Source organism: Frondihabitans australicus, assembly GCF_003634555.1.
In the GTDB taxonomy this organism is placed as follows: Bacteria; Actinomycetota; Actinomycetes; order Actinomycetales; family Microbacteriaceae; genus Frondihabitans; species Frondihabitans australicus.
Genome location: NZ_RBKS01000001.1, coordinates 2,028,868 through 2,042,346, shown reverse-complemented (window position 1 = coordinate 2,042,346; position 13,479 = coordinate 2,028,868). Strand labels below are relative to the sequence as shown.

Genomic DNA, 13,479 nt, shown 5'->3' with positions numbered 1-13,479 from the left:
TGCCTGAACCCCACTCGGGTCGCGATGAGGTTACGTCGCCTTCGTCGGCGGTGGAAGGGCCACCATGCCCTGTCGTGACCCCAGTTCATGGGTCAGATGATGATCACGAAACCGGTTAAGCTGGCGCAAGTCGAGCTGGTTACTTGGCTGCGTTGCGTCCTGGCATCTCTCCTGATCCGAGAGTCAGGGCGCAACCACTTCACGCCGCCGCCTAATCGTCTTTGCGACGACGTGTTGACGGCGCCTTCATGGCGTCACCGGCTCGCGGCGTCCGTGGTGACCGCCGCAATGGTGGAACGTACGAGCATTGGCCACGACTTCCGGGACTTAGTGTCCGTCAACCAGGCGGAGGGCGACGTGCGTTCGGCGTTCCTGCCGTGGCGGGGAATTCGGCTGACCCGATGAGATCTCGGCCGCCACGGTCCTGGCGTGGGGCCCGTGGCGGCCAGATCTTGGGGGGACCGGCGGTCCGTGTGGTGCTGCCGTGACGTTGCTCAGGCAGACCCGGCCCCCCGCCACCGTCAGCAGGTCACGGTGGATGCGTTGTAGGCGTCGACACTGAGGCGGGCGGAGCCGGCGTCGGCGGGCCAGCTCACGCTGACTTGTCGCGATTCGCCGGGGAGGAGCCACAGGTAGTTGTCGCCGTACGTGGCGGGCAGGATCCTGCGGTTCCATCGGTTTAGCACGCTCAGCCTCGTCATCGGGGCGACTGTCTTGCCGCGGTTGGTGACCGTGACCGTGGTCTCGATGCTGTCGCCGGACCTGCTCTGGCGGCCTGCGCTGATCGCCAGTCTCGTGCTGGGCAGGGAGGTGAGCGCGGTCATGTCGCTCGCGTCGGTGTATCGCCAGTAGGTGTTCTGCGAGAGGAGACGGCCGTGGCTGTCGGTCATGGCGAGTCGGACGAGGTGCAGTGCCGGTGCTCCTGGCGTTGTCGGGACGGTGAATGCGGTGGTGGTGTTCGACGCGGCGATCTCGACCTTCTGGGTGATGGGCGTGTCGAGCTTTTTGCCGGTGAGGTCGTAGAGCGTCGCGGTGAGGGTCACGCCGGTGCGGGAGGTGCGGGTGTGGTTGACGGCGACGACTCGCCAGTTCACGGGGTCGGCCTGGATGTGGAGGGGTTCGCAGCCGATCCGGGAGCCGTAGTAGGCGCCGTTGACGTCGAGGTCGTAGTCGTAGGTCTGCCACACGGTCGAGTACCAGGTGGGGTGTGACATCCAGAGCAGGAGGCCGGACGCGTCTTTCCAGAGGTTGGCGTTCCATGCCTCGAACATGGCCCGGTGGTTCTCGTAGTTGACGAACTGGGCTCGCCTCGAGAACTGGTCGAGGGTGGCCGATTCGCCCAGGCGGGTGTCGATGGCGGTCTTGTACGTGCCGGTCTGCTGGTTCGCGGTCTCGGACCAGTCGTGGTAGTTCCACACCTCGCTGATGGGCCATCCCTGTTCGGTGCCGACCATGTTCTGCAGGGTCTCGGTGACGCTGACGACGGGCATGCCGATCTCGGTGTGGAACCCGAACGCGTCGGTGTCGAAGGTCGACTTGTCGTAGTACGCCGACGGGTCCTTCCAGCCGTAGGGGCCGTGGCCGGAGACGATGCCGCCGGCAGAGTTCGGGATGTAGATCGTCTCGCCGTCTTCGGCGGCGACGGCGGCGCGCATGCCGGCGTCGAGGTGTCCGGGAGGGTTCTCCTCGTTGGCGCCGCACCAGACGACGATCGAGGGGTGGGTGCGGTAGCGGCGGATTGTCTCGGTGACGGTGTCGACGTAGCCGGGGATGTCGTCGTTGAACGCTCCGGCCTCCCAGAAGTCGTTCCAGATGAGGATCCCGTACTGGTCGGCGAGGGCGTAGAGCTCTTCTCGGTCGGAGGAGCCCAGCCAGTTGCGGATCATGGTGAAGTTCATGTCGCGGTGCATCTTCACGACGGTGTCGAGGCGGCCGTCGTCGGTGCGGCGCAGGAGCTCGTCGTAGCCCCAGTTGCCGCCTCGGCAGAACACCTTGACGCCGTTGACGCTGATGGTGAGCTGCGTGATGACGTTGCTGACCGACTTCACGGTGGTCCATGTCGAGGCATCGGTCGACACCTGGATCTCGTAGTCGCGGGCGTATGCCTGCTCCCAGGCGATTGCGATCTGGTCGAAGGTGGTGGCGGCGCCGAAGTCGACCTGGATCCACTGGTCGTCCTGGTAGGCGGACGACCACCGGGTGCGGGGGTTGCCGTCGACGGCGTTCGGTGCGGGGTTGCCGTCGTCGGACGACGCCGTGGCGGTGGTGCCCTGGGCGAGGTCTTTCGTGGTGGAGACGCTCGTGTCGAACGCCGAGAGGGTCCACATCGAGATGCCGTAGCCGGTCGCCCGCGCGCCGCCCTGGATCCTGAGATAGCGGGCCGTCTGCGAGGCGAAGCTCTCGGTCTGCGTGGCGGTGTCGCCGAGCGCGGCGTTGTTGTCGACGGCGATCTGGTCGGCCCAGGTGGCGCCGTCGTCAGAGGTCTGCACGGTGAAGTTCAACGCGTACGCGTTCTCCCACGCGATCTCGACCCGGTCGAACGCCTTTGACGCGCCGAGGTCGACCTCGAGCCACTGGTTGTCGGCGTAGACGGACTCCCAGCGGGTGGTGGTGTCGCCGTCGACCGCGTTCGACGGGGCACCCCAGCTGTCGCCGGTTGACGACGCCGTGGCCGTCTGGTGCAGGGCGAGATCGGTCGCAGGATCCGCGCTGGATCGGACGGCGAGCGTGTAGAGCGAGAAGCCGTACTGCGTGGCCCTCTGCCCCATGGAGATGCGGACGTACCTCGCTGTTGCCGCTTGGAAGTTCACGACCTGACCGGGGAGGTCGCTGCCGGAGGGGACGACGAAGGTCGGCGATACAGAGGGCGGGACGACGACGGGCTCGTTCGACGCGTACCCGAACTGGCGGATGCCGAAGCTCGTCGTCCGCCGGTCGCTCACAGCACGGCCGACCGCCGCCGTCATCACGAGTTCGTGCAGGGCGGGCTCGCCGTAGCCGTTCGGCCACCACAGCGACGGGTTCTTCACCCGGAGCGCCGGGAAGACCGCGGGTGCGAAGACGACGTCGACTGATCCGCCGGCGGGAACGGTGACCGTCTTCGTCGCGGTCACGTGGTCGAACGCGATCGTGACCGTCGTGCTCGTCGCCGAGGTGCCGACGTTGGTGACGGGCACGGTCACGGTGATCTCGGCCACGTCGGTCTTCGGGAGGTTCGGCAGGCTGGTCTGCACTCGGGCATCGCCGATGACGATCTGGCCGGTGCTGCGGAGGCGGACGTGGTTCCAGATGCCGGTGCCGCGGTCGCGGACGGCGGGCATCCAGTCCCAGCCGGAGGCGGCGAGGTAGGTGGGGGAGTCGAGGTAGAGGTGGCCGCCCTGCACGAACGTGTTGCCGTTGTCCGACTTGTCGCCCGGGGTACCCGGGTGCGCCATCGGCGTGGCCTGCACCGCAATCGCCTGCGGCCCCTTCTTCGCGAGGGCGGAGGTGATGTCGAAGATGCCTCGACGGAACGGGTTCGGCGTCGAGCCGACGTTCACCCCGTTGACCCACACCTGCGACGTCTGGGTGATGCCGTCGAACTCGAGCCAGACGTGCCGACCGGCGCTCGTGTCGAGGCCGCGCGGAAGGTCCAGGGTGCGCCGGTACCACCAGGAATGCCGCGACAGCGCCTCGGGAATCTGCAGGTTGTTGAACGCGGCGACAGGGTCGGGGAAGTGCTTCTGCTCGACCAGCGAGGCGAGCACCGTGCCCGGCACGGTCGCCGGTAGCCATGTCGACGTGTCGACCGACGCCGCGGAGAGCGCCTTGCCGTCCTTCCCGTCGACGAAGTCGTCAAGGGTCACCGTCCACCCGGACTCCACCGGCACCGTACCGTCGGCCGCGACCCGCAGGGCGGGTGCCGGCGCGTAGTGCGTGCCCCAGCTGGTCCACCCGGTCGCCGCGGGCCGTGATCCGTGACTCGTCCCGTAGACCTGGAACCCGTTGAGGCCGACCGGGTTGGTGTTCGACCGCTTCGTCGACGTCATCCGGACGTACCGCGCGGTGACCGGTTGCGGAAGGGTGATGTCCATCTCGGCGCCGGTGCCCGCGGTCGTGCTGTACACGCTCGTCCAGGTCTTCCCGTCGACCGACGTGTCGAGACTGAAGGCCACGGCCGCGCTCGAGAGAATCTCGTCGCCGTAAGTGGCGCTGTAGTTCCCGTCGAACGCAGGATCCGACAAGGTCGCCTCGAACACCAGCGTCACCTTCGTGATCGTGCACGAGGCCTGCAGGTCGACACTGATCCACTGCGGGTCGCCCTGTGCCGCTCTCCATCCCGTGCCCTTCACGCCGGTCTCGCAGAGGGTGTCGACGGCGAACGCGCCCGGTGTCGGAGCGTAGTCGGTCGACGACACCGTCACCGGGCGGTTGACGGCGAGGTCGCCGGTCGACGTCGGCGTTGCCGAGGTCGTGGGCCCTGCAGCCGTCGCCGGGGAGGCGGTCGCCGGCGAGGCCGCCGCCGTTGCCAGGCCGAAGCCGGCGAGGAGAGTGGCACCACCGGCCAGGACACCTCGTCGAGTGGGGTGCGTGAGCGAATTGGTCGGCGAGTCGACGTCGGACATGTGAACAGCTCCGTTCAGGTCATGCGGCAAGGACGCCAACGTGACAACGTTGGCTGACAGCGTTGTCACATTGATGGACAGAGTGGTTATTTGTCAAGAGTTTCTCCAAATTTGCCTACGACTGCGCGGCCCTGGGCGCCTCGAGCCACCGCCACCGACCGAGTAGAATCGGAGCCGAGTCCGTTTCTGAGGCTCAGGGCAAGGAGCGACTCCACATGGCCGAATCGACCCTCCGGGCGGACGCACAGGAGAACCACGATCGTCTGCTCATCATCGCGGCGAGGGCGTTTGCTACGGATGGGCCGCAGGCATCGTTGAAGGCGATGGCGAAAGAGGCCGGGGTCGGCATCGGAACCGTCTATCGGCGCTTCCCGACGCGTGAAGACCTCATCGAGGCCGTGTATCGCGCGGAGACGGCGAAACTGTGCGACTCGGCCGGTGCAGTCCTCGGCGAGCTCGGCGCCGTGGGCGGCCTCCGTCACTGGTCGAACGACTTCCTCGCGTACATGCACATCAAGCAGGGAATGGCCGAGGCCCTGCCTGCGATCCTGACCGCGCGCGAGGGCCTGCGGGGCGAGTCCCGTCAGCGCATCGCAGACGCGATCGAGGTGTTCTTGACCGCAGGAGCCGCCGAAGGGTCGCTGCGTGCGAACCTCTCGGCGGCTGATGTGTCCATGGCGCTCGGCGGCACGACGATGATCACGGAGTACGAAGGCGATCCGTCTCTCGGCCGGCGGCTGGTGGATCTGCTGCTGGAGGGCCTACGAGCTCGATGACCGTCCCGTCGAGGTCGGCGAGATAGGCGAATCCGGCGTCGCCTCGTGAGGTGAGTCCGGGCGCGGCGACGGTGGTCGCCCCGGACGCCAGGCACGCCTCGAGGGCCCCGTCGACGTCGTCGACACGGAGCGCGACGTGGCCGAGGCCCTGCTCGAGCGCTGCGTCCATCGGTGATTCGGCGACAGCGGAGCCGTGCGACCGGCCGTGCTCGATCAGCTCGATGCGGAGTCCCGACGCGTTGACGAGGACGGTGGAGCGGACGGGAGCGGGGGCGAAGTCCGTGGTCTGGACCTGCTGGAAGCCGAGCCCTTCGTAGAACGCCGCGGAGCGGCTCAGGCTCGCGACGGAGATCGCGATGTGGTCTGCCTGAGCCGCTCGCAGTGCCCCGGGCTCCGGGGCTGGCCGGTCAGCGGGCGACATACCCGCCGTCCACGGGGATCGCCGTGCCGGTGACGAAGCTCGACCGGTTCGAGCACAACCACACGACGGCGTCGGCGATCTCCTCGGGCCGTCCGATTCGGCCGATCGGGTGTGCCGCGATCCTGGCCGCCATGACCTCGGGTGACCTGCCGGTCGCGACCAGTGGAGTGTCGACGAGGCCCGCGGCGATCGCGTTCACGCGGATGCCCTTGGTGCCGTAGTCGAGTGCTGCGGCTTTGGTGAGGCCGACCTGCCCGTGCTTCGCGGCGGCGTAGCCGGCGAACCCCGGCACGCCGACGAGGCCGGCGCCGGAGGCGATGTTCACGATCGAGCCGTGACCGTTCTTCTCCATCGCGCGGATCTCGTACTTCATCGCCAGGAACGTGCCGCGGAGGTCGATCGCCACCATCCGGTCGAACTGGGCCGTGTCGTACTCGCCGAGCGGACGCAGGTCGTCTCCACCCGAGACGCCGGCGCTGTTCACCGCAAAGTCCAGCCTGCCATCCCGCCCTGCCGCGGCTTCGACGGCGGCGCGGGCCGATGCTTCGTCGGAGACGTCGCACTGGACCGCCTCGGCGGAACCGCCCGCAGCGGTGATCGTGTCGACGGTCTCGTCGAGGGTCGCCATGGTGCGGCCGGCCACGGTGACGTGGCTGCCGAGAGCTGCGAGGGCGAGCGCAGACTCGCGCCCGATGCCGGTGCCGCCTCCGGTGATGAAGGCGCGCGTGCCTGCCAGTTCGCGGGTCATGAGAGCGCCTCCGTCGACATCAGCTCGAGCGAGAGGTCCCAGAGGCGGCGGGCGTTCTCGGGGTCGATCGCGTAGTCGGCGACGCCACGGCGGACGCCGGGCGTGAAGGGCTCGGCCTCCTGGCAGTCCTCGAAGTACTTGCCCGTCACGCCCTCGACCAGCGGCGACGCAGCGAGCAGAGTGCTCGTCGCGGCGCCCTGCTCGACGGTCTTCTCGGACACGCCCGTCGTGCCCGACGGGTCGAAGGACTGCGGCGGGGTCTCGATGTGGCGGCCGAGTCCGGTGTTCCAGATGCGCCCCGGGTTCAGAGCGTTCACCGCGATGCCGTCGGCCTTCCACCGCTTCGCGGCCTCGACGGCGAACAGGACGTTCGCGGTCTTCGACTGCGCGTAGGCGAGCCACGGGTCGTAGGCGTCGCGGGTGAAGTCGTAGTCGTCGAAGCGGACGGGGCCGTTGGTGTGGCCGACCGAGCTCAGCACGACGACGCGGGCCGATCCTGCGTCTTTGAGGTTCTGCTGCAGGCCCAGGGCGAGCTGGAAGTGACCGAGGTGGTTGGTCGCGAACTGCAGCTCGCGACCGGCGGGCGTGCGCTCCTCCGGGGTCGCCATCACACCGGCGTTGTTCACCAGGATCTGAAGCGGCCCAGACCACAGCGCGATCACCTCGCGAACGGACTCGGGGTCGGCGAGGTCAAGGCGGAGCGCGTGCGTCGCAGCGCCCGTGCTCTCCGCGATGGCCTTCGCCGCCGTTTCGGCGGCGTCGAGTCGCCGGGTCGCGATCGTGACCTCAGCGCCGGCGGAGGCCAGAGCGCGTGCGGTCTCGAGGCCGAGACCGGAAGCCGCGCCGGTCACGAGGGCGTGCCTGCCGTGCAAGTCGACGCCGTCGATGACGTCGGCCGCGGTGGATTCGGCGCCGAACGGCGTCGTGATACGAGATGACATGAGATTCGATTCTCTCGAGGGGGCCGGAGGCTGCTCCGGCTAAACGGACTTGGGTCCGTTTGATCGAGAGTAAACGGACCCGGGTCCGCATACAAGATCGAAGGCGGTAGGGGCAGTACCTCCCACCACGGACGCCCTGGCCGTCGGGGCGGCCGCTACCGGGCGACTTTCCGCCGTGCGCGGAGGGCCCGGAGGTTCTCGACATTGCCGCAGGTTTTGACGTTGTGCCAGACGCGGCTGTTGTTGTTGGAGAGGTCGTAGAAGATGCCTCGGCATGTGTCGTTCTTGCAGGCCTTGAGCCGCCGCCAGGTGTCGCGGATCTGGGCGTCGTGGACCGCGAGAAGGACGGCGCCCAGGATGCGCTGCCGGGGAGGGCCCGTCGGCTCGGGTCGCACCTCGCCGTGCGTATTGAGGGAGATCGACAGTCGCGAGGTGGGCAGGTGCCAGGTCGACGATGTCGGGAGCCCGTCGCGTGCTTCGATCACACCGAGCACCGATGCGCGCATGTGCTTGAGGGCCGTGAGATCGCCGGCGTCGAGGCTCCAGTCGCCCGGGCCGAGGGCCTGCTCGGCCCATGTCTCGGCCGTCGCCTGCTCGTCGAACAGGTCCGGCTGCCGCGGGGTGCCGGCCGCGGCGGTCATGAGGAAGTCCTGCACCAGGCCGAGCTCGGCCGGGGCGGCCGCCGCCCCGAATCGCTCAATCGCTGTCCACGTCATGATGTCAGTCTACGCCGCGAAAGAGCCTTTAGGCAGATACATCTTTCGCAATCTAGGGCACCGATGCTAGCTTTACGACGTAGGCATAAAACTTATGCCTCATTCAAAAGGAGATTGGTGACGAGATGATCGCAGTGGCTGGAGCGACCGGCAGCGTGGGGCAAGCGGTGACGCGGGAGGTGATTCGCTCGGGTGAGCTGGTGCGGGTGTTGACGCGCGACGCCGCTCGCGCAGCGCGTTTCGGAGACGATGTCGAGGTGCATGTCGTCGACTACGACGACCCCTCCACGCTGGAGCGAGCCTTCGCGGGCGCGGATCGGGCGTTCATCGCCACCGGTGTCAATCCGCGGCAGGTCGGCGACGAGATGAAGCTGATCACGGCGGCCGCCGACAGAGGTGTCGACTACGCGGTGAAGCTCTCCGTCCAGGGCGCCGGGGGCGACTACCCGGTGATCGTGCAGCGGTGGAACACCGAGATCGAGAACGCGCTCCGGTCGAGCGGCCTGACCGCGACCATCGTGCGGCCGGCGACCTTCTTCAAGGCCATCGGGCTGGCCCCGCGTCCCCTCATCGACGCGGGACTGTGGGGCGGCGACGCGGGGACCGGTCGTGCCGCCTTCGTCGGCCACGACGACGTAGGCGTCTTCGCGGCGCGACTCCTCCTCGACCGATCGATCGAACGGGCAAGCGGATCGGTCGACGTGGAGGTCGTCACGGGCCCCGACTCGCTGACGATCGACAACGTGCAGACGCTCCTCACGGCGCACCTCGGCCGAGCTGTGACATACGTCCGCCGTTCCGAGGTCGAGCAGCGGGCGATCCTGGAAGACCTCGGTCTGCCGCCGCTGCGCATCGAGGTGCTGCTCGGGCTGGATGCGATGCTCCGTGACAGCATCATGGCCGACGTCACCGACTCGTTCGAACGGCTCGTTGGTCGCCGCCCCGTGTCATTCGCCGAATGGCTCACCACGCAGGACGCCTGACATGACCACGACATCTCGCGCCGCCACTCGCGCTTCCACGTCACAGCCGTCACGTCTGGCGATGCCGGCCATGCTTCTGGCGGTGTTCGTCGTGCCGCTGAGCATCGCCGGAACCGCCGTGACGCTGCCGCACGTCGCCGCCACGCTGGGGTCATCGCCCGTTGGCCTGCAATGGGTGATCAACGGGTTCAACGCGGCGTTCGCCGCCTTCACGCTGGTCTGGGGCAGCCTCGCGGATCGGATCGGCCACAAACAGGTATTCCTCCTCGGCGTGATCGTTAACGTGCTCGCATCCCTGGGAAGCGCACTGGCACCCACCCTGACGATCCTCGACATCAGTCGACTCGTCGCCGGCGCGTCCGCCGCCGCGATCGCCACCGCCGCTCCAGCGATCGTCGCCGCCGTCTACACAGGTGCGGCCAAAGCCAGGAACTTCGCCCTGCTCGGCACGACGCTCGGGGTCGGATTGGCCGTAGGGCCATCCATCGCAGGAGGGATCACCGCTGCGGCCGGATGGCGAGGCGTGTTCGTCGTGTCGGCCGTCGTCGTCGCCCTCTCGGTCGCCCTGGCCGGATTCATACCCCGCGTGGCTGCGTCGCCGCACCCCCAGCGACGCCTCATCGAGATCGGACTGCTGCGCGATCCGCGATTCATGAGCGTCGTTCTCGTGCCCATGGTGCAGGCGTTCGGATTCATCGCCCTGCTGACCTATCTGCCCATCGCCCTCAGTGCCGTCTACGGCCTCAGCGCCGGGACGACCGGTCTCGTGATGCTCGCGATGACCGGCCCCGTCCTGGTGGCCCCACTCGTCGGCGCCCGACTCGTCCAGACGCGACCGCGGGTGACTCTGCACACCCTCGCCACCGTGTCGATTCTGCTCATGCTGGTGGGCAACGCGGGCATGATCCTCCTCGTCGCCCACGCGCCGGTCTGGGCGCTGATCGTCCCGATGATCCTCCTCGGAATCTCGTTCGGCTTGCCGCTGGGCATCATCGACGGCGCCGCGCAAGAAAACGCGCCACGGCACCTCAGCGGTGCCGCCGCGGGACTGCTGAACTTCCTCCGACTGGGAACCGAAGCACTCGTCGTCGGCCTCTACGCCGCCTCCACGGCCGGCGTCATCGGCCTACACGCCGCACCTGGGCTCGCTCATCGCATCGCCTCGGGAACTCCCGGACACGCCACCATATACGCCGACGCTTTCCTGGTCGGGCAGATCGGTATCCTCGTCGCCGTCATCGTCGGCCTGGCCGTGTCTTCGAACCTCCGACGACGGGTCAACCGGTCAGTCATGGGCGCCGACAAGGCGTCCGGATAGCCCGACACGGCGTGCGGACCGAACGCCCTGGGCCAGGAGAAACCGGGACATGCGGGACGCAGCCGATGGGGTGTCGGCGGCGTCCCGCCGGCTCCTCGCGTCGATGACGCTCTGACGGGGCCGGGGCGGGGTAAGGATCTCGCCTCGATGGACCGTAGTGGTGCCGTGGATCTTCTGTCGGGGGTTGACAGGAAGTGAGTCGGACGGGATCAGTGCCTTTCGGGGGTGCGGTCACCACCGCCCTCTGTCCTCCGGTGCTGCTTCCGGGGAGAATGCTTCCGTGACTCATCGGTATCAGGCGGCGATCGTCGGAGGCGGTCCCGCGGGCCTCCAAGCCGCTCTCACTCTGGGGCGGATGCATGTCGAGACGCTGCTGTTCGACGATGTGCGCTACCGGAACGCGGCGTCGCCCCAGATGGGCAACGTGCTCGGGTGGGAGGGAGCCGAGCCTGCCGCTCTGAGGGCGGCCGGGCATGCGCAGCTGGCCGAATACCCGTGGGTCCGGCTTGTCCGGGCGGGCGCTGAGTCTGCTCGGGACGACGGGCGGGGTCTGGTGCTCACGGCCTCAGGTGCCGAGTGGAGCGTCGAACGCCTCCTCATCGCGAGCGGCGTGGAAGACGCGTTGGTGCCCATCCCCGGGGTGCGTGAACTGTGGGGTGATGTAGTGTTGCCGTGTCCGTACTGTCACGGTCACGAGTTCGCCGGCGGCCCCGTCGCTGTGATCTCTGAGGGAAGCCACGCTGAGCACGTGGGTGGCCTCTTGCGCGGGCTGTCGTCGCACGTGCCCGTCATCGCGCCAGGAGAGGTCGCCGAGGTGGCCCGCTCGGCAACGGGCGTGCGGATCATGCTGCTGGACGGCGGGGTCGTCGAGGCTTCCTGTGTGTTCATTCCACCGAACGGGGTCCCCCGCTCGGGGCTCGCCGAGGATCTCGGGATCCGTTACGACGGAGACGGCATCGAGATCGATGCCCTCGGGCGAACGAGCCGCGACGGCGTCTGGGCGGCAGGCGACGTGGCGAAACGGGCTGACGCGCGAATTCCCGCGGCGGTGGTGACCGCTCTGTCGTCCGGACTCATCGCCGCTGCCGACATCGCCGCTTCCGTTGCCGTGGCTCGAGACGCAAGGCGGTAGTCCGCTCCTGCATGTGCCGTGAAGCCCATGGACCGTCGCTCGAAATCAGAAAGCACGGAGGCCTCCTAAGGCCGTCACGCCTGATCGCATCCGTGCCGTCGTGAAGGACCCACGATGCTCGAACGCTTCCGTTGCCCGTTTCTCATCGGGCCCCGCCCCCCTGCGGCCCAGGTCGTCGGTGGGCGCTCGTCAATGACAGCGAAGATGCCTGATGCCGACAACGAAGCGGGACACAGCTAGCGCGGGTTGGCGTCCGCGCCTGCCGATCCAGGGTCTATTGGCGTCGAACAAAAATCGCTGGGCCCCTACCAGCGCTCGCATCCACTCCGCCATCGCCTCGTCCCGCCGCGGCAACGACGCCATCAAGGCCGCGATGCGTGTGCAGCTCGAAGCTGACCTGAATCGGCCTGGGTTTAGTTCCGTTCTTTGATCAAGGATGTGTTGTCTCGGGACTTCGGTGACGTTTCTGTCTCAGGACATCGGTGACGGTTGATGTGTCAGGACTTCGGTGACGGCTCGTCGTGCCGTCTCGTCCTCGGGCCTCGGGGGCGGCCGTTGCTGACGTAGGTCGTTCCTGGCTTCGGCAACGCGTGTTCGATGAGGAGCTCGCCGGTGTCGACGAGGTAGAAGCTGATCGTTGACGTGTCGCGGACGACGGCGACGAGTCTGCCGGCGAGGTCGCTGCCGATCTGGAACTTCACCTGACCGATCTTGATGCCACCGCTGGACGCGACACGGCGGGTGTTCTCGGGCAGCAGCGCGCCCGGCATCTCGATGGCGGACGGGGCCGCCGAGGCCGGGGTGATTGGCCGGGGCGGGGCGGCGACCGGGGTCGCGTCCCAGGCCTGCTGCGGGGTGACATGCCCGGGCAGGCCCTGGTGCGGGCGTTGGGTGTTGTACATGCCGTCGAACTCGTCGACCTGCGCCTGCAGTTCGGCGTGGGTCGCGGCCAGGGGCTGTTTGTCGAGGAACCGGAACAGGGTCTGATGGAACCGCTCGTTCTTGCCCTGCGTGGTCGGTTTGTAGGGTTTCCCGGTGATCGGCTCGACGCCGAGCCTCGTGACGTAGTCGACGAGCTGCCCGACGATTCCGCGCCGTGACGGGTTCAACGCGACCCCGTTATCGGTCAGGAGACGTTGCGGAACCCCGTGGGCGGCGATCCCTTTCGCGACGACTTCGACCGCGGCAACAGACGTCTCCCCAGCGGCCACATGGGACGCGACCGCGAGACGAGAGTGGTCATCGAGGAGTTGGAAGATGACGCACTTCCGGCCCCCGGTGAGGACATGCTCGGTTGCGTCGAGTTGCCAGCACGCGTTCGGCGCCGGATACACGAACCGGCGAAACGACGCCCGCGGCCTCTTCTTCGGCTCCTTCCGGGCCACGCCGGCGTCTCGGAAGGCCCGGGCGAGTGTCGCCGGTGATGGGGCCGGAAGACCCATCGCTGTCATCTTCGCGTGGACGCTGATCGGCCCGTGATCCAGGCCCGATTGTTCCAATGACGCCCGCACCTGCACCGCCTGCGCTCTGACGTCGTCACCGACTCGCGTCGGGGACGAGCGTAGTCGGCGTGACTTCGGCTCCAGCACCGCCGCGGGGCCTTCCTCGGCTGCTCTCGCGCGGAGCGCGTAGAACGTCTTCCGCGTGATGCCGTGTTCGGCGCAGAAGGTCGTCACCGCTCCCCGAGGCGCGTCATCGGGCCACCTCGAGATCGCGAGACGGACACGAGGATCGACAGGCTGATTTCGGCTCACACCCCATCAGACCGGGAGAAGTGTCACCACCAACAACCCCCGAAACGTCACCGAAGTCCTGAGGCAGAACTGCCACCGAAGTCCTG

10 protein-coding genes are annotated in these 13,479 nt (G+C 68.0%); 4 read left to right on the top strand and 6 right to left on the bottom strand.

Annotated features, from left to right (window positions below; all coding sequences use genetic code 11):
* Positions 1-521 precede the first annotated feature (521 nt).
* A complete protein-coding gene (locus C8E83_RS09505) occupies positions 522-4,604 on the bottom strand; it encodes a discoidin domain-containing protein (protein WP_121369667.1) in 4,083 nt (1,360 codons plus the stop codon).
* A 215-nt stretch (positions 4,605-4,819) separates the two neighbouring features.
* On the opposite strand from C8E83_RS09505, the gene C8E83_RS09500 reads away from it, so the two are divergent.
* A complete protein-coding gene (locus tag C8E83_RS09500; RefSeq protein WP_121369666.1) occupies positions 4,820-5,380 on the top strand; it encodes a TetR/AcrR family transcriptional regulator in 561 nt (186 codons plus the stop codon).
* Here C8E83_RS09500 and C8E83_RS09495 read toward each other — a convergent pair.
* From C8E83_RS09495 to C8E83_RS09480, 4 genes are all read right to left on the bottom strand, one after another.
* The gene (locus C8E83_RS09495) at positions 5,304-5,801 is read right to left on the bottom strand and encodes a VOC family protein (protein ID WP_121369665.1); all 498 of its coding nucleotides are present in this window, start codon (positions 5,799-5,801) and stop codon (positions 5,304-5,306) included. The two genes, C8E83_RS09500 and C8E83_RS09495, sit on opposite strands and share 77 nt — an antisense overlap.
* Complete coding sequence (locus C8E83_RS09490) at positions 5,788-6,549, bottom strand: SDR family NAD(P)-dependent oxidoreductase (protein WP_121369664.1); 762 nt, start codon at positions 6,547-6,549, stop codon at positions 5,788-5,790. The genes C8E83_RS09495 and C8E83_RS09490 overlap by 14 nt, the downstream gene beginning before the upstream one ends.
* Positions 6,546-7,490, bottom strand: coding sequence for an SDR family NAD(P)-dependent oxidoreductase (locus C8E83_RS09485; RefSeq protein WP_121369663.1), 945 nt, complete (start codon positions 7,488-7,490; stop codon positions 6,546-6,548). Before C8E83_RS09485 ends, C8E83_RS09490 begins: the two co-directional genes overlap by 4 nt.
* Before the next feature lie 155 nt (positions 7,491-7,645).
* Positions 7,646-8,206: a CGNR zinc finger domain-containing protein gene (locus C8E83_RS09480; RefSeq protein WP_121369662.1), complete on the bottom strand. Its 561-nt coding sequence runs from the start codon at positions 8,204-8,206 to the stop codon at positions 7,646-7,648.
* Between the two features lie 125 nt (positions 8,207-8,331).
* On the opposite strand from C8E83_RS09480, the gene C8E83_RS09475 reads away from it, so the two are divergent.
* From C8E83_RS09475 to C8E83_RS09465, 3 genes are all read left to right on the top strand, one after another.
* Positions 8,332-9,189, top strand: coding sequence for an NmrA family NAD(P)-binding protein (locus C8E83_RS09475; protein WP_121369661.1), 858 nt, complete (start codon positions 8,332-8,334; stop codon positions 9,187-9,189).
* A 1-nt stretch (position 9,190) separates the two neighbouring features.
* Positions 9,191-10,507, top strand: coding sequence for an MFS transporter (locus C8E83_RS09470; RefSeq protein WP_170159898.1), 1,317 nt, complete (start codon positions 9,191-9,193; stop codon positions 10,505-10,507).
* A gap of 157 nt (positions 10,508-10,664) precedes the next feature.
* On the top strand, positions 10,665-11,639 hold the full coding sequence (locus C8E83_RS09465) for an FAD-dependent oxidoreductase (protein WP_121369659.1): 975 nt from the start codon (positions 10,665-10,667) through the stop codon (positions 11,637-11,639).
* A 497-nt stretch (positions 11,640-12,136) separates the two neighbouring features.
* Here the strand turns inward: C8E83_RS09465 and C8E83_RS09460 are convergent, their stop codons facing one another.
* A complete protein-coding gene (locus tag C8E83_RS09460) occupies positions 12,137-13,393 on the bottom strand; it encodes an integrase core domain-containing protein (RefSeq protein WP_121369658.1) in 1,257 nt (418 codons plus the stop codon).
* Positions 13,394-13,479: the final 86 nt, after the last annotated feature.